Origin of the sequence: Leclercia adecarboxylata, from assembly GCF_023639785.1 — a bacterium.
Taxonomy (GTDB): Bacteria; Pseudomonadota; Gammaproteobacteria; order Enterobacterales; family Enterobacteriaceae; genus Enterobacter; species Enterobacter adecarboxylatus_D.
The window spans coordinates 3,427,423-3,444,114 of the sequence record NZ_CP098325.1 but is presented as its reverse complement, the minus strand read 5'-3'; the positions used below and the strand labels follow the sequence as shown (position 1 = coordinate 3,444,114).

General features: G+C 58.2%; 10 protein-coding genes. All 10 read left to right on the top strand.

Going from position 1 to position 16,692, the window contains the following annotated elements; all coding sequences use genetic code 11:
* Nucleotides 1–169 precede the first annotated feature (169 nt).
* The 10 genes from NB069_RS16285 to der all read left to right on the top strand — a co-directional run bounded on the left by NB069_RS16285 (nt 170) and on the right by der (nt 16,597).
* Nucleotides 170–5,128, top strand: a complete 4,959-nt coding sequence (locus NB069_RS16285; RefSeq protein ID WP_250585217.1) for an alpha-2-macroglobulin family protein — start codon at nt 170–172, stop codon at nt 5,126–5,128.
* On the top strand, nt 5,115–7,454 hold the full coding sequence (gene pbpC / locus NB069_RS16280; RefSeq protein ID WP_434543589.1) for a peptidoglycan glycosyltransferase PbpC: 2,340 nt from the start codon (nt 5,115–5,117) through the stop codon (nt 7,452–7,454). The genes NB069_RS16285 and pbpC overlap by 14 nt, the downstream gene beginning before the upstream one ends.
* Nucleotides 7,455–7,609: 155 nt before the next feature.
* The gene (ndk, locus tag NB069_RS16275) at nt 7,610–8,041 is read left to right on the top strand and encodes a nucleoside-diphosphate kinase (RefSeq protein ID WP_039029721.1); all 432 of its coding nucleotides are present in this window, start codon (nt 7,610–7,612) and stop codon (nt 8,039–8,041) included.
* 169 nt (nt 8,042–8,210) lie between these two features.
* Nucleotides 8,211–9,377 carry a bifunctional tRNA (adenosine(37)-C2)-methyltransferase TrmG/ribosomal RNA large subunit methyltransferase RlmN gene (locus NB069_RS16270; protein ID WP_250585214.1) on the top strand — a complete coding sequence of 389 codons (1,167 nt, stop codon included), beginning with the start codon at nt 8,211–8,213 and terminating at the stop codon, nt 9,375–9,377.
* Between the two features lie 291 nt (nt 9,378–9,668).
* Complete coding sequence (gene rodZ, locus NB069_RS16265; RefSeq protein ID WP_250585212.1) at nt 9,669–10,676, top strand: cytoskeleton protein RodZ; 1,008 nt, start codon at nt 9,669–9,671, stop codon at nt 10,674–10,676.
* A gap of 30 nt (nt 10,677–10,706) precedes the next feature.
* Nucleotides 10,707–11,825 (top strand): flavodoxin-dependent (E)-4-hydroxy-3-methylbut-2-enyl-diphosphate synthase, encoded by a 1,119-nt coding sequence (gene ispG, locus NB069_RS16260; RefSeq protein ID WP_250585210.1) that lies wholly within the window; start codon nt 10,707–10,709, stop codon nt 11,823–11,825.
* A gap of 91 nt (nt 11,826–11,916) precedes the next feature.
* Nucleotides 11,917–13,191 carry a histidine--tRNA ligase gene (hisS, locus tag NB069_RS16255; protein WP_250585208.1) on the top strand — a complete coding sequence of 425 codons (1,275 nt, stop codon included), beginning with the start codon at nt 11,917–11,919 and terminating at the stop codon, nt 13,189–13,191.
* Nucleotides 13,192–13,204: 13 nt separating this feature from the next.
* Entirely contained in the window at nt 13,205–13,825 is a 621-nt protein-coding gene (locus NB069_RS16250) for a YfgM family protein (RefSeq protein WP_250585206.1), read from the top strand.
* 10 nt (nt 13,826–13,835) lie between these two features.
* Nucleotides 13,836–15,014 carry an outer membrane protein assembly factor BamB gene (gene bamB, locus NB069_RS16245; RefSeq protein ID WP_250585204.1) on the top strand — a complete coding sequence of 393 codons (1,179 nt, stop codon included), beginning with the start codon at nt 13,836–13,838 and terminating at the stop codon, nt 15,012–15,014.
* Between the two features lie 110 nt (nt 15,015–15,124).
* Entirely contained in the window at nt 15,125–16,597 is a 1,473-nt protein-coding gene (gene der, locus NB069_RS16240; protein WP_250585202.1) for a ribosome biogenesis GTPase Der, read from the top strand.
* Nucleotides 16,598–16,692 lie beyond the last annotated feature (95 nt).

Sequence of the window (16,692 nt, the reverse complement as noted above, 5' to 3'; positions counted from 1 at the left end):
TACATGTAACGTTAGGCGCTGTGATCGCCGTAACAGCTGGATTTTTTCGCCAGTCATGAAGTTGCGAGGCGCTATCCATAATTGAACTGAACGCTTTTGTATTAATGAAACTTGCGGATAATAATTAACCCGACGACGACCAACAGGCCCGCGAGGCCAGGGATAAAGGATGAAACCGTTTCGCTTCGCCGCACTTTCATTAGCGCTGCTCACCTCACTTGCGCTTGTCGGCTGTGATAACAGTGACGATATGCCCAAACCACAGGCACCCGCCGCCGCAGCCGCCTCCACCACGCAACCGGCTGTACCGGTGAAGCCTGACGGCGCCACGCTGGAAAAACTGGCAGCACAAAGCCAGGGTAAAGCCTTGTCCCTGCTGGATGCGTCTGAAGTTCAGCTGGACGGTGCAGCCGCCCTGGTGCTGACCTTCTCCGTCCCCCTCGATCCCGCCCAGGATTTCGCCCGCACGGTTCACGTGGTCGACAAAAAAAGTGGCAAGGTCGATGGGGCCTGGGAGCTGGCACCGAATCTGAAGGAGTTGCGCCTGCGTCACCTGGAGCCGAATCGCAACCTGGTGGTCACCGTCGAAAGCGCTCTGCTGGGGCTGAATAAAGCGACCCTGAGCGGCGATATCGAAAAGACCCTTACTACCCGCGATATTGAACCCAGCGTAGGCTTTGCCAGCCGCGGCTCGCTGCTGCCGGGTAAGGTGGTAGAAGGGCTGCCGGTAATGGCGCTGAACGTGAATAACGTCGATGTGAATTTCTACCGGATCAAACCGGAATCTCTGGCCGCCTTTGTCAGCCAGTGGGAGTACCGCAGCTCGCTCACCAACTGGGAATCCGACAATCTGCTGAAGATGGCCGAGCTGGTCTACACCGGCCGCTTCGACCTTAACCCGGCGCGCAACACGCGCGAAAAACTGCTGCTGCCGCTGGCGGACATCAAGCCGTTACAGCAGGCGGGGGTCTATATCGCGGTAATGAATCAGGCTGGACACTATAACTACAGCAACGCCGCCACGCTCTTTACCCTCAGCGACATTGGCCTCTCCGCGCACCGCTACCATAACCGGCTGGATATCTTTACCCAGAGCCTGGAGAACGGGGCGGCGCAGTCGGCCATTGAGGTGCAGCTGCTTAACGATAAAGGGCAGACGCTGGCCCAGGCGACCAGCGACGCCGACGGCCACGCGACGCTGCAGACCGACAAAGAGGCCGCGCTGCTTCTCGCCCGTAAAGACGGGCAGACCACGATGCTGGATCTAACGCTTCCGGCGCTGGATCTGGCGGAGTTTGCCATCTCCGGCGCGCCGGGCTTCAGCAAACAGTTCTTTATGTTTGGCCCGCGGGATCTCTACCGACCAGGTGAAACGCTGATCCTCAACGGCCTGCTGCGTGACAGCGACGGCAAGCCGCTCCCCGACCAGCCCGTCAAGCTGGAGGTACTGCGCCCGGACGGACAGGTGGCCCGCACGGTGGTCAGCCAGCCGGAAAACGGCCTCTATCGCTTTAACTATCAGCTCGATAGCGGGGCGCAAACCGGGATGTGGCACGTGCGCGCCAGTACCGGGGATAACCAGCAGCGGATGTGGGATTTCCACGTCGAAGACTTTATGCCGGAGCGCATGGCGCTGAATATCGCCGGGCAAAAAGCCCCGGTGGCACCGCAGGATGATATCGCCTTCGACGTGACGGGTTATTACCTGTATGGCGCCCCTGCTAACGGCAACAGCCTGCAGGGGCAGATGTACTTACGTCCGCTGCGTGAGGCCGTGGCCGCACTGCCGGGCTTCCAGTTCGGCGATATCGCCGAAGAGAACCTGAGCCGTAGCCTGGACGAAGTGCAGCTGACCCTGAACGAACAGGGGCGCGGGCAGGTGACCAGCGAAAGCCAGTGGAAAGAGACCCACTCCCCGCTGCAGGTTATTTTGCAGGCCAGCCTGCTGGAATCCGGCGGACGTCCGGTGACCCGCCGGGCGGAGCAGGCGGTCTGGCCGGCGGCTACCCTGCCGGGCATCCGTCCGCAGTTCGCCAGCAAAGCGGTCTATGACTACCGCACCGATACCACCGTCAACCAGCCGATTGTCGAGGAGAACAGCCAGGCCGGGTTCGATATCGTCTATGCTGATGCCAGCGGGGCGAAAAAGGCCGTCTCCGGTTTGCAGGTTCGCCTGATCCGCGAGCGCCGGGACTACTCCTGGAACTGGTCGGAAAGCGAGGGCTGGCAGTCGCAGTTTAATCAAAAAGATCTGATTGAAGGTGAGCAGGCGCTGGATCTGGCCGCGGACGAAACCGGGAAAGTAAGCTTCCCGGTAGAGTGGGGCTCCTATCGTCTGGAGGTTAAAGCCCCTGATGATGCAGTCAGCAGCGTTCGCTTCTGGGCAGGCTACAGCTGGCAGGACAACAGCGACGGCTCCGGGGCCGCGCGTCCGGACCGCGTTACCATGAAGCTGGATAAACCGGCCTACCAGCCGGGGGATACCATCAGGCTGCACATTGCCGCTCCGGCGGCAGGTAAAGGCTACGCGATGATCGAATCCAGCGAAGGGCCGCTGTGGTGGAAAGAGATCGACGTTCCTGCCGAGGGGCTGGATATGACGATCCCGGTGGATAACGCCTGGAAACGCCACGATCTCTACCTCTCCACGCTGGTGGTTCGCCCTGGCGATAAATCCAAATCGGCCACGCCAAAACGTGCGGTAGGGCTGCTGCACCTGCCCATGGGTGACGAGAGCCGTCGCCTGAGCATTGTCCTGGAAAATCCGCCTAAAATGCGCCCGAACCAGACGCTGGCGGTCAAGGTTAAAGCCAGCGTTAAGGAGGGGGCGGCCCCGCAGAAAGTCAACGTGCTGGTGTCGGCGGTGGACAGCGGCGTACTCAATATTACGGATTACGTCACCCCCGATCCGTGGCAGGCGTTCTTCGGTCAGAAGCGCTATGGCGCGGACATCTACGATATTTATGGCCAGGTGATTGAGGGCCAGGGCCGTCTGGCCTCGCTGCGCTTTGGCGGCGATGGCGATGAGCTCAAGCGTGGTGGCAAACCACCTGTTAACCATGTCACGATTATTGCTCAGCAGGCGCAGCCGGTAGAGCTGGATGCCAACGGGGAGGGCACCGTCTCGTTACCTATTGGCGACTTCAACGGCGAGCTGCGTCTGATGGCGCAGGCCTGGACGGATGACGATTTTGGCAGCAGCGAAAGCAAAATTATTGTCGCAGCGCCGGTTATCACCGAGCTGAACACGCCGCGCTTCCTGGCCAGCGGCGATAACGCAAGGCTGACGCTGGATCTGACTAACCTTACCGATCGTCAGCAAACCCTGAACTTAGCCCTGACAGCGGGCGGCAACCTGGCGCTGGAAGGGGCCCAGCCGCAGCCGGTCCAGCTGGACGCGGGTGAACGCGTAACGCTGTATATCCCGGTGCGGGCGCTGGACGGTTACGGCGAGGGCGAAATCATCGCCCAGGTGAGCGGCCTGACGCTGCCCGGCGAAAACATTGCCCCGCAGCAGAAGAGCTGGAAAATCGGCGTGCGTCCGGCGTTCCCGGCGCAAACGGTCAATACCGGCACAATGCTCAATCCGGGCGAAAGCTGGCAGGTACCGGCTCAGCACTTTGCTGATTTCTCACCGTTAACCCTGCAGGGACAGCTTTTACTCAGCGGCAAGCCGCCGCTTAACCTTGCCCGCTATATCCGGGAGCTGCAGGCCTATCCGTATGGCTGCCTGGAGCAGACCACCAGCGGCCTGTTCCCGTCGCTCTATACCAGTGCCGCCCAGTTGAATGCGCTGGGCATTAAGGGCGACAGTGATGATAAGCGTCGGGCGGCAATTGAGATCGGCATTTCCCGTCTGCTGCAGATGCAGCGTGATGATGGCGGTTTTGCGCTGTGGGATAAAAACGGGCCGGAAGAGTACTGGCTCACTGCCTACGTCACCGATTTTCTGGTGCGTGCGGGAGAGCAGGGTTACAGCGTGCCGGCTGATGCCATCACCAACGCCAACAACCGCCTGCTGCGCTACCTCCAGGATCCGGGCATGATGGCGATTCGTTACAGCGAAGATACTCAGGGCAGCAAGTTCGCCGTTCAGGCTTATGCGGCGCTGGTGCTGGCACGCCAGCAGAAAGCCCCGCTGGGGGCGCTGCGCGAAATCTGGGAGCGTCATGCCCAGGCCAAATCGGGCCTGCCGCTGATGCAGCTTGGAATGGCGCTGAAGCTGATGGGGGATGCACCACGCAGCCAGCAGGCGCTGGATCTGGCCATTAAAACGCCGCGTAGCGAGACGCAAAACTGGCTGGCCGATTACGGCAGCCCGCTTCGTGATAACGCGATGATGCTCAGCCTGCTCGAAGAGTACAAACTGCTGCCGGATGCCCAGAACACGCTGCTGAACGCGCTGTCTCAGCAGGCGTTCAGTCAGCGCTGGCTCTCGACTCAGGAGAGTAACGCGCTGTTCCTGGCGGGGCGTTCCGTGCAGAATCTGACCGGAGCGTGGCAGGCCACGACATCGCTTAAAGAGGGCGATATGCGGGGTGATAAACCGCAGGTGCAAAATCTCGACGCCGATCGGCTGGCGTCACTGCAGGTGACTAACACCGGTACCGCACCGCTGTGGGTGCGTCTGGACAGCAGCGGCTATCCACAATACGCCCCGCAGCCCGCCTCGAACGTGCTGAAAATTGAACGGCAGATCCTGGCCACCGACGGCAGCAGCAAGTCGCTCTCTTCTCTGAAAAGCGGCGAGCTGGTGCTGGTCTGGCTGAACGTGACCGCCACCCAGAACGTGCCGGATGCGCTGGTGGTGGATCTCCTGCCCGCCGGGCTGGAACTGGAAAACCAGAACCTCGCCAGCAGCAGCGCCAGCCTGCAGGAGAGCGGCAGCGAGGTACAAAACCTGCTCAGCCAGATGCAGCAGGCCGATATCCAGCATATGGAGTTCCGCGATGACCGCTTTGTTGCCGCCGTGCCGGTAAATGAAGGCCAGCCGGTAACGCTGGTCTATCTGGCCCGCGCCGTTACCCCGGGAACCTATGCGGTCCCTGTGCCGATGGTGGAATCGATGTACGTACCGCAGTGGCGGGCAACGGGTGCGGCCAGCGGCCCGCTGATTGTCGTTCCGTAAAGTGCAGGTTCGCGCGCTGTTACGCTCCCGCTGGCTGTGGCTGGTGGGAGTGCTTCTTCTGCTATGGGGCGGCGTCATCGCCGCCGATCGCCTGTGGCCGCTGCCGTTACACGAGGTCAACCCGGCTCGCGTGGTGGTGGACGAGAAAGGCATCCCGCTGTGGCGATTTGCCGATCGCGAGGGGATCTGGCGTTATCCGGTCACCATCGAAGAGGTTTCGCCCCGCTATCTTGAGGCGTTGATCCAGTATGAAGATCGCTGGTTCTGGGATCATCCGGGCGTAAATCCCTTTTCGGTACTGCGCGCGGCCTGGCAGGATCTCATTGCCGGGAAGGTGATCTCCGGTGGCAGTACGCTGACCATGCAGGTGGCGCGGCTGCTGGATCCCCATTCCCGTACGTTGGGGGGGAAAGTCCGTCAACTCTGGCGGGCGTTCCAGCTGGAATGGCACCTCTCAAAGCGTGAAATACTGACGCTCTATCTCAATCGCGCCCCGTTTGGTGGCACTCTCCAGGGCGTGGGCGCCGCAAGCTGGGTCTATCTGGGAAAATCCCCTGCGCAGTTGAGTTACTCCGAAGCTGCACTCCTTGCCGTATTGCCCCAGGCGCCGAGCCGTTTACGCCCGGACCGCTGGCCGCAGCGTGCCGAGGCGGCGCGCAACAAAGTCCTCAACCGCATGGCATCGCAGGGCGTGTGGTCTGCTCGCCAGGTGAAGGAGTCGCAGGAAGAACCCGTCTGGCTGGCGCCCCGGCAGATGCCACAGCTCGCGCCGCTGTTCTCGCGCATGATGCTGGGCAAAAGCCGCGACAGCAAAGTGGTGACAACCCTGGATGCCACGCTACAGCGCCAGCTGGAAGAGCTGGCGCTGAACTGGAAGTCACGCCTGGCCCCCCGCAGTTCGCTGGCGATGATCGTCGTGGATCATACCAATATGAAGGTGCGCGGTTGGGTAGGATCGGTGGACATCAACGACGACAGCCGTTTCAGCCATGTGGATATGATCGGCGCGATCCGATCGCCGGGATCGGTGCTGAAGCCCTTTGTGTATGGCCTGGCGATGGATGACGGGCTGATCCACCCGGCCTCGCTGCTGCAGGACGTGCCGCGACGCACCGGCGACTATCGTCCGGGTAACTTTGACAGCGGCTTTCACGGCCCAATCAGCATGAGCGAAGCGCTGGTGCGATCCCTGAACCTGCCCGCCGTCCAGGTGCTGGAGGCCTACGGGCCGAAGAAATTTGCCGGAATGCTGCGTAACGCCGGATTACCGCTTCTTCTCCCTGCTGGCGCGCAGCCTAACCTTTCACTGATCCTGGGGGGCGCCGGGGCGCGTCTCGAGGATATCGCCGCAGCGTACAGCGCCTTTGCCCGGCAGGGCCGCGCAGGAAAACTGCGTTTACAGCCTGGCGATCCGCTGCTCGAACGGCCCTTAATGTCGCCCGGCGCGGCGTGGATCATCCGGCGCATTCTGGCGAACGAGGCGCAGCCGCTGCCGGACAGCGCCCTTGCGCAGGTGGTACCGCTGGCGGTAAAAACCGGCACCAGCTATGGCTATCGTGATGCGTGGGCGATAGGGCTGAACGCGCGATACGTTATCGGCATCTGGACCGGCAGGCCGGACGGCACCCCGGTGGCCGGACAGTTTGGTTTTGCCAGCGCCGTACCGGTGTTAAATCAGGTTAATAATCTGCTGCAGTCGCGCTCGGCGCTGGATGAGGCACGTCTGCCGCGCGATCCCCGTCCGGCCTCGGTGTCCCGCGGGGTGATCTGCTGGCCGGGTGGGCAGTCGCTGCCTGACGGGGACAGCAACTGTCGCCGTCGTCTTTCGACGTGGCTGCTTGAAGGAAGCCAGCCGCCAACGCTGTTACTGCCGGAGCAGGAGGGGATTCGCGGCATTCGTTTCCCGGTCTGGCTCGATAACAGCGGCAAACGCGTAGCGGCAGACTGCCCGCAGGCGCAGGAAAAGAGCGTGGACGTCTGGCCGCTGCCGCTGGAGCCGTGGCTGCCCCAGGCGGAGCGGCGGGCTGCGCGTATTCCGCCTGCATCAACTGCCTGCCCACCGCTGAACCAAACCTTTCCGGCGCCGCTGCTGCTATCGGGCATCCGTCAGGGGGCGGTGATTAAGCGTCTGCCGGGTGAGCCGCAGGTCTCGCTGCCCGTGCAGGTCAGCGGCAGTGACGGACCGCGCTGGTGGTTTCTCAACGGCGAGCCGCTAAATGTTCAGGGGCGGATGTACACGCTGCGTCTTGAAAAGGCAGGGGATTATCAGCTGCTGGTGATGGATGAGGCGGGGCAGGTGGCGACCGTGGATTTCATCCTGCAATGAATAAAACGCGTTTCGGCAACGATCTGTTGTTAAAACTCGTCTTATTTTAAAAAAATGTTACATGCATCCATAGGCAATGGCGCCAATGCTCATTATAATCCGCGCCATATATTTCGCATGAATGCAAAACAACAGAACAAATCACAGAGGTAATCATGGCTATTGAACGTACTTTTTCCATCATCAAGCCAAACGCGGTGGCAAAAAACGTTATTGGCAGCATCTTTGCTCGCTTTGAAGCGGCAGGGTTCAAAATTGTTGGTACTAAAATGCTGCATCTGACCGTTGAGCAGGCTCGCGGTTTCTATGCTGAGCACGAAGGTCGCCCATTCTTCGACGGCCTGGTTGAGTTCATGACCTCTGGCCCAATCGTGGTTTCCGTACTGGAAGGCGAAAACGCCGTTCAGCGTCACCGCGACCTGCTGGGTGCAACCAACCCGGACAACGCGCTGGCAGGTACCCTGCGCGCAGATTACGCTGACAGCTTCACCGAGAACGGCACCCACGGTTCCGACTCCGTAGAGTCTGCTAAACGTGAAATCGCTTACTTCTTCGCAGAAGGCGAAGTGTGTCCACGTACCCGTTAATCTAACGGTTTCGTTTACACATTATTTTCGTAAATGCCGCGTGCAAACGTGGCATCCCTGCACCAGACTTTGTACAATACAACGCCCCGGACGAGCAGACCGCTTTCCGGGGCGTTTCTTTTCAACCCTCCACGGGCCATAACGTGTAACAACGAGGCCGGAAAATATTATGTCTGAATTAGTTAACACCTCCGAAGTCGTCATTCCTGCGGTTCCCAATAAAAATGGAAAAATCAACCTGCTGGACCTGAACCGTCAGCAAATGCGCGAGTTCTTCAAAGAGATGGGCGAGAAGCCGTTTCGTGCCGACCAGGTGATGAAATGGATGTATCACTATTGCAGCGACAACTTTGATGACATGACTGACATCAATAAAGTGCTGCGCAACAAGCTGAAAGAAGTGGCCGAAATCCGTGCGCCGGAAGTGGTGGAAGAGCAGCGCTCAGCTGATGGCACCATCAAGTGGGCGATTGCGGTTGGCGATCAGCGCGTTGAAACGGTTTATATCCCGGAAGACGATCGCGCGACCCTGTGCGTCTCCTCCCAGGTCGGTTGTGCGCTGGAGTGCAAGTTCTGCTCTACGGCACAGCAGGGCTTTAACCGTAACCTGCGCGTTTCGGAAATCATCGGCCAGGTCTGGCGCGCGGCGAAAATCGTCGGTGCGGCAAAAGTGACCGGTACCCGCCCGATCACCAACGTGGTAATGATGGGGATGGGCGAGCCGCTGCTGAACCTGACTAACGTGGTTCCGGCCATGGAAATCATGCTCGACGACTTCGGTTTTGGCTTGTCCAAACGTCGCGTGACGCTCTCCACGTCTGGTGTTGTGCCTGCGCTGGACAAGCTCGGCGACATGATTGACGTTGCGCTGGCGATTTCGCTGCACGCGCCAAACGACACCATCCGCGATGAGATCGTCCCAATCAACAAGAAGTACAATATCGAGACCTTCCTGAACTCGGTTCGTGGCTACATTTCGAAGTCCAACGCCAACCAGGGACGCGTCACCATTGAGTACGTCATGTTGGATCACGTCAACGACGGTACCGAGCACGCTCACGAGCTGGCTGCACTGCTGAAAGACACGCCATGCAAGATCAACCTGATCCCATGGAACCCGTTCCCGGGTGCGCCGTATGGCCGCAGCTCAAACAGCCGTATCGACCGTTTCTCCAAGGTGCTGATGGAGTATGGCTTTACCACTATCGTGCGTAAAACCCGCGGTGATGATATCGATGCCGCCTGCGGTCAGCTGGCCGGCGACGTTATCGACCGTACCAAGCGTACGCTGCGTAAACGTATGCAGGGCGACGCCATCGCCATCAAGTCCGTGTAATTATTATGCAGTCACGGCGCGTTAATTGCGCCGTGGCGGCTACGGATGCGAATAAACAGTCATTGCGCCGGTATATGGGTAATAATTACGGTGCGTTTTATATGACTTTGAGGCAGTATGTAACGATGCAACAACAGTTTAGCCTCACTGACAAGCCGCTTCTGTCAATGAAACCTGGCAGGTTTGTGCTGTCTTACTAAGGTTAACTGACCAGAAGTTTCGCGGTGCGGGTGGCATTGTGACTCACCGGCGCCAGGATCCTCATTTTTCACGTACCAGTAGTTGTAGCGAATGAATACTGAAGCCACTCACGACCAAAATGCAGCACTATCCACTGGCGTTCGTCTTCGCAACGCCCGTGAACAACTCGGACTAAGCCAGCAAGTTGTTGCGGAACGCTTATGTCTGAAAGTTTCCACGGTCCGCGATATTGAAGAAGATAAGGCACCTGCCGATCTTGCTTCAACGTTTCTGCGTGGTTATATCCGCTCATATGCGAAACTGGTGCATATCCCTGAAGATGAACTGCTGCCAATGATGGAAAAACAGGCACCGGTCAGAGCGGCGAAAGTCGCGCCGATGCAGAGTTTTTCACTGGGCAAACGCCGTAAAAAACGTGATGGCTGGCTGATGAGCTTTACCTGGCTGGTGCTGTTTGTGGTGATCGGCCTGACGGGCGCATGGTGGTGGCAGAACCACAAGGCGCAGCAGGAAGAGATCACCACCATGGCCGATCAGACCTCAGCCGAGCTGAACAATTCAGCAGGCGATGGCGCTCAGAGCATCCCACTGAATACCGATGCGTCTGCGACCGCCAGCGAAACGCAGGCGCCAGCAGCCGGCACTCAGGATACGGCAACGGCGCAGACTACTGCGCCAGCCGCCGATCAATCGGCGCAGGCATCTGCAGACAACGCAGTGGTTTCGCCATCTCAGGCCAACGTTGACGCTGCACCTGCAACCGCACCTGCAGCGACGGCAGACGCCACCCAGACATTGCCTTCCGATCCGGCAGGCGTTGCAGCGGCTCCTGCCGACCCGAATGCGCTGGTGATGAACTTCACCGCCGATTGCTGGCTGGAAGTGACCGATGCCACGGGCAAAAAGCTGTTCAGCGGCCTGCAGCGTAAAGACGGTAATTTAAATCTGACTGGCCAGGCGCCGTATAAACTCAAGATTGGTGCACCGGCTGCGGTCCAGATCCAGTTCCAGGGTAAACCTGTCGATCTGAGCCGTTTTATCAGAACTAACCAGGTTGCGCGTCTGACCGTAAATGCCGAACAATCAGCAGCACAGTAAGTAACGGACAGGCAACGCGGGAGATTTTTCATGCATAACCAGGCTCCTATTCCACGTAGAAAATCGAAACGTATTTACGTCGGGAATGTGCCAATTGGCGATGGTGCTCCCATCGCCGTTCAGTCGATGACCAACACCCGTACCACGGATGTGGAAGCGACGGTCAATCAGATCAAAGCATTAGAACGCGTAGGCGCGGACATTGTTCGCGTTTCCGTGCCAACGATGGATGCGGCAGAAGCCTTCAGGCTCATCAAGCAGCAGGTCTCTGTTCCGCTGGTGGCCGATATTCACTTCGATTACCGTATCGCGCTGAAGGTGGCGGAATACGGCGTCGATTGCCTGCGTATCAACCCCGGCAACATCGGCAGTGAAGAGCGTATCCGCGCGGTGGTGGATTGCGCCCGCGACAAGAACATCCCTATCCGCATCGGCGTGAACGCCGGTTCTCTGGAAAAAGATCTGCAGGAAAAATACGGCGAGCCGACGCCGCAGGCGCTGCTCGAATCCGCGATGCGCCATGTGGATCATCTCGATCGTCTGAACTTCGATCGGTTCAAAGTCAGCGTGAAAGCCTCTGATGTTTTCCTTGCCGTCGAATCCTATCGTCTGCTGGCGAAGCAGATCGACCAGCCGCTGCACCTCGGGATCACCGAAGCCGGTGGCGCACGCAGTGGGGCAGTGAAATCAGCCATTGGCCTCGGTCTGCTGCTGAACGAAGGCATCGGCGATACCCTGCGCGTCTCCCTGGCTGCCGATCCGGTGGAAGAGATTAAGGTCGGTTTTGACATTCTGAAATCTCTGCGTATTCGTTCCCGTGGCATCAACTTTATCGCCTGCCCGACCTGTTCGCGTCAGGAGTTCGATGTCATTGGTACGGTAAATGCGCTTGAGCAGCGTCTGGAAGATATCATCACTCCAATGGACGTCTCGATTATCGGATGTGTGGTGAACGGGCCGGGTGAAGCGCTGGTGTCAACGCTTGGCGTAACGGGTGGCAACAAGAAAAGTGGTCTCTATGAAGATGGCGTCCGCAAAGATCGTCTGGATAATAACGACATGATCGATCAGCTTGAAGCCCGTATCCGTGCCAAAGCCACCATGCTGGATGCAGCGCAGCGCATCAGCGTGCAACAGGTCGAAAAATAACGTGATGGGAAGCGGTCTGCTTCCTGTGTATGATTGAACCCTTCGGTTATGAACCCCAGGGTTCATTTTTGTCTATAGAAAGAGAACAAACGTGGCAAAGAATATTCAAGCCATTCGCGGCATGAACGATTATCTGCCTGGCGAGACCGCCATCTGGCAGCGCATTGAAGGCACCCTCAAGCAGGTGCTCGGCAGCTACGGTTACAGCGAAATCCGTTTGCCGATTGTAGAGCAGACCCCGTTATTCAAACGCGCTATCGGCGAAGTCACCGACGTGGTTGAAAAAGAGATGTACACCTTTGAGGATCGTAATGGCGACAGCCTGACTTTACGTCCGGAAGGTACGGCGGGATGTGTACGCGCCGGCATCGAGCATGGTCTCCTGTACAATCAGGAGCAACGCCTGTGGTATATCGGCCCGATGTTCCGCCACGAACGTCCGCAGAAAGGCCGCTACCGTCAGTTTAACCAGCTGGGTGTCGAAGCCTTTGGCCTGCAGGGCCCGGATATCGACGCTGAGCTGATCATGCTGACCGCCCGCTGGTGGCGTGCGCTGGGCATTGCCGATCATGTTACCCTGGAACTGAACTCTATCGGTTCTCTTGAAGCGCGCGCGAACTACCGCGATGCGCTGGTCGCGTTCCTCGAACAGCATAAAGAGAAGCTGGACGAAGACTGCAAGCGTCGTATGTACAGCAACCCGCTGCGCGTGCTGGACACCAAGAACCCGGACGTTCAGGTACTGCTTAACGATGCGCCTGCGCTGGGCGATTATCTGGATGACGATTCCCGCGAACACTTTGCCGGTCTGTGCAAACTGCTGGAGGCCGCCGGTATTACCTACAGGGTTAACCAGCGTCTGGTTCGTGGTCTTGACTACTACAACCGCACCGTCTTTGAGTGGGTCACCACCAGTCTCGGTTCACAGGGTACTGTCTGTGCCGGCGGTCGTTATGACGGCCTGGTTGAGCAGTTAGGCGGTCGTCCTGCCCCTGCCGTTGGCTTTGCCATGGGCCTTGAGCGACTTGTTTTGTTAGTTCAGGCAGTTAATCCGGAATTTAAAGCCGATCCTGTTGTCGATATATACCTGGTAGCCTCAGGCGCGGAAACGCAGTCTGCGGCAATGCAGCTTGCTGAACGCGTGCGCGATGCGCTGCCGGACGCTAAGCTGATGACCAACCACGGCGGCGGCAACTTCAAAAAACAGTTCGCCCGTGCCGATAAGTGGGGCGCGCGTATCGCACTGGTACTTGGCGAGTCAGAAGTGGCTAACGGCGAAGTAGTAGTAAAAGATCTGCGCTCTGGTGAGCAAACAACGGTAACGCAGGACGGCGTTGCGGCGCACTTGCGCACTCTACTGGGCTAAGGAGAAGGACTGCGTGGAAATTTACGAGAACGAAAACGATCAGGTTGATGCGATTAAACGCTTCTTTGCCGAAAACGGCAAAGCCCTGGCTGTTGGGGTCATTTTAGGTATTGGCGCGCTGGTAGGCTGGCGTTACTGGAACAGTCATCAGGTCGATTCGGCGCGCGGTTCTTCCTTACAGTATGAAAATACCGTGAGCGCAATCCGTGCCGATCAGCCACAAACGCTGACGGCGGCAGAGAAATTTGCCGCTGACAACAAAAATACCTACGGCGCGCTGGCTTCAATGGAAGTGGCTCAGCAGCTGGTGGATAAAAATGAACTGGATAAAGCGGCAGCACAGCTGCAGCAGGGTCTGGCAGCAGCAAAAGACGATAATCTGAAAGCGGTTATCAATCTGCGCCTTGCCCGTATTCAGGTTCAGCAGAAGAAAACTGATGAAGCGCTGAAGACGCTGGACAGCGTTAAAGGTGAAGGTTTTGCCGCTATTGTTGCCGATCTGCGTGGTGAAGCCCTGCTGAGTAAAGGTGACAAACAGGGCGCGCGCAGCGCGTGGGAAGCGGGCGTGAAAAGTAACGCCTCGCCAGCGCTGAGCGAAATGCTGCAGATGAAAATAAATAATTTGTCCGTCTGAGAGGGACCCGATGCAATTGCGTAAATTACTTCTGCCAGGACTGCTTTCCGTTACGTTATTGAGCGGCTGTTCACTGTTCAGCGGCGAAGAAGATGTTGTCACCATGTCGCCACTGCCGACGGTTGAAAACCAGTTTGAGCCATCCACCGCCTGGAGCACCTCCGTGGGCGACGGGATCGGCGATTTCTACTCTAACCTGCATCCGGCGTCTGCGGACGGCGTTGTCTATGCGGCTGACCGCAAAGGCACGGTGAAAGCCCTTAACGCCGATGACGGCAAAGAAGTGTGGTCGATTAACCTCGCCGAGAAAAGCGGCTGGATGTCACGCACGCCAGCTCTGCTGTCAGGTGGCGTAACGGTTGCCGGTGGCCATGTCTATATCGGCAGCGAAAAGGCCCAGGTCTATGCCCTTAATGCCAGCGATGGTTCCATTGCCTGGCAGACCCGTGTGGCGGGCGAAGCACTCTCTCGTCCGGTCGTCAGCGACGGCATGGTGCTGGTGCATACAGCTAACGGCCAGCTTCAGGCGCTGAATGAAACGGACGGTGCGGTGAAATGGACCGTAAACCTGGATATGCCTGCGCTCTCCCTGCGCGGTGAATCTGCTCCGTCCACCGCGTTCGGTGCTGCCATTGTGGGGGGGGATAACGGTCGCGTCAGCGCCGTACTGATGCAGCAAGGTCAGTTGATCTGGCAGCAGCGTATCTCCCAGGCTACCGGTCCGACCGAAATCGACCGCCTGAGCGACGTGGACACGACTCCGGTTATCGTAAACGGCGTGGTGTATGCCCTGGCCTATAACGGCAACCTGACCGCGATGGATCTGCGTAGCGGCCAGATCATGTGGAAACGTGAGCTGGGCTCGGTGAATGATTTCATCGTCGACGGCAACCGCATCTACCTGGTCGACCAGAACGATCGCCTGCTGGCCCTGAGCACTGAAGGCGGCGTAACGCTGTGGACGCAAAGCGATCTGCTGCACCGTCTGCTGACCGCACCGGCACTCTATAATGGCAGCCTGGTGGTGGGTGATAGCGAAGGTTATATGCACTGGATCGACCCGAGCAACGGTCGTTTTGTTGCCCAGGAAAAAGTCGACGGCTCCGGCTTCCTGACCGAGCCGGTATCGGTTGACGGCAAACTGCTGATCCAGGCAAAAGACGGTACGCTGTACGCGATCACGCGTTAATCACCGCGGTTGTAGTATACTCAACGGCTCCTGTTGCTTCAGGGGCCGTTTTGATTTTTTAAAAAACGCCGCAAACGCGACGTGATATCGAATTTTATGAGGCTTTAAACATGGTACCTGTGGTCGCGCTTGTCGGGCGCCCGAACGTTGGAAAATCCACTCTTTTTAACCGTTTAACACGCACCCGTGATGCGCTGGTTGCGGATTTCCCGGGGCTCACGCGTGACCGTAAGTACGGTCGTGCAGAAGTGGAAGGTCGTGAATTTATCTGTATTGATACCGGTGGTATCGACGGTACAGAGGACGGCGTTGAAACCCGCATGGCGGAGCAATCCCTGCTGGCGATCGAAGAAGCCGACATCGTGCTGTTTATGGTCGATGCGCGTGCGGGCCTGATGCCTGCCGACTCGGCTATCGCCAAGCACCTGCGCTCGCGTGAAAAAGCAACTTTCCTGGTAGCAAACAAAACTGACGGTATCGACGCCGATCAGGCGATGGCGGATTTCTGGTCATTAGGCCTGGGCGACATCTACCCGATCGCCGCCTCTCACGGGCGCGGCGTGACCAGCCTGCTGGAAACCGCACTGCTGCCGTACGTTGACGAGATCAACCCGCCGGAAGAAGTCGATGAAGACGCGCAATACTGGGCGCAGTTCGAAGAAGGCGAAGAGGGCGAAGAAGAGCCTGAAGACGACTTTAACCCCCTGGATCTGCCGATCAAACTGGCGATTGTTGGCCGTCCGAACGTAGGTAAGTCCACACTTACTAACCGCATCCTCGGTGAGGACCGCGTGGTGGTGTACGACATGCCGGGCACGACCCGCGACAGCATCTACATCCCGATGCAGCGCGACGAGCGTGAGTACGTGCTGATCGACACCGCGGGCGTGCGTAAACGCGGTAAAATCACCGATGTGGTGGAAAAATTCTCGGTAATCAAAACCCTGCAGGCGATTGAAGACGCCAACGTGGTGATGCTGGTTATCGATGCCCGCGAAGGCATCTCAGATCAGGATCTCTCTCTGCTCGGCTTCATCCTCAATAGTGGGCGCTCACTGGTTATCGTCGTCAACAAGTGGGATGGCCTGAGCAATGAAGTTCGTGAGCAGGTGAAAGAGACTCTGGACTACCGTCTGGGCTTCATCGACTTTGCCCGCGTGCACTTCATCTCTGCCCTGCACGGCAGCGGCGTGGGTAACCTGTTCGAATCCGTTCGCGAAGCCTACGACAGCTCCACCCGTCGTGTGGGTACCGCGATGCTGACCCGCATTATGACCATGGCGGCAGAAGACCATCAGCCACCGCTGGTGCGTGGTCGCCGCGTGAAGCTGAAGTATGCCCACGCCGGTGGTTACAACCCGCCGATCGTAGTTATCCACGGCAACCAGGTGAAGGATCTTCCCGATTCTTACAAACGTTACCTGATGAACTACTTCCGCAAGTCGCTGGACGTGATGGGTACGCCGATCCGTATCCAGTTCAAGGAAGGGGACAACCCGTTTGCCAACAAACGCAACACCCTGACGCCGAACCAGATGCGTAAGCGTAAACGTTTGATTAAACACATTAAGAAAAGCAAATAATCATTGCCGATCTGCAAATAAACCCGCGCCTGTCGCGGGTTTTTTTATGCCTGAATTCTTCTGAAAGCAACGAATAATTATTGATGTGATGTCAA

Coding starts and splice junctions, on each gene's coding strand:
- NB069_RS16270 (WP_250585214.1), top strand. CDS start 8,211: ATGTCTGAATTAGTTAACACCTCCGAAGTCGTCATTCCTGCGGTTCCC.
- ndk (WP_039029721.1), top strand. CDS start 7,610: ATGGCTATTGAACGTACTTTTTCCATCATCAAGCCAAACGCGGTGGCA.
- bamB (WP_250585204.1), top strand. CDS start 13,836: ATGCAATTGCGTAAATTACTTCTGCCAGGACTGCTTTCCGTTACGTTA.
- ispG (WP_250585210.1), top strand. CDS start 10,707: ATGCATAACCAGGCTCCTATTCCACGTAGAAAATCGAAACGTATTTAC.
- der (WP_250585202.1), top strand. CDS start 15,125: ATGGTACCTGTGGTCGCGCTTGTCGGGCGCCCGAACGTTGGAAAATCC.
- NB069_RS16285 (WP_250585217.1), top strand. CDS start 170: ATGAAACCGTTTCGCTTCGCCGCACTTTCATTAGCGCTGCTCACCTCA.
- rodZ (WP_250585212.1), top strand. CDS start 9,669: ATGAATACTGAAGCCACTCACGACCAAAATGCAGCACTATCCACTGGC.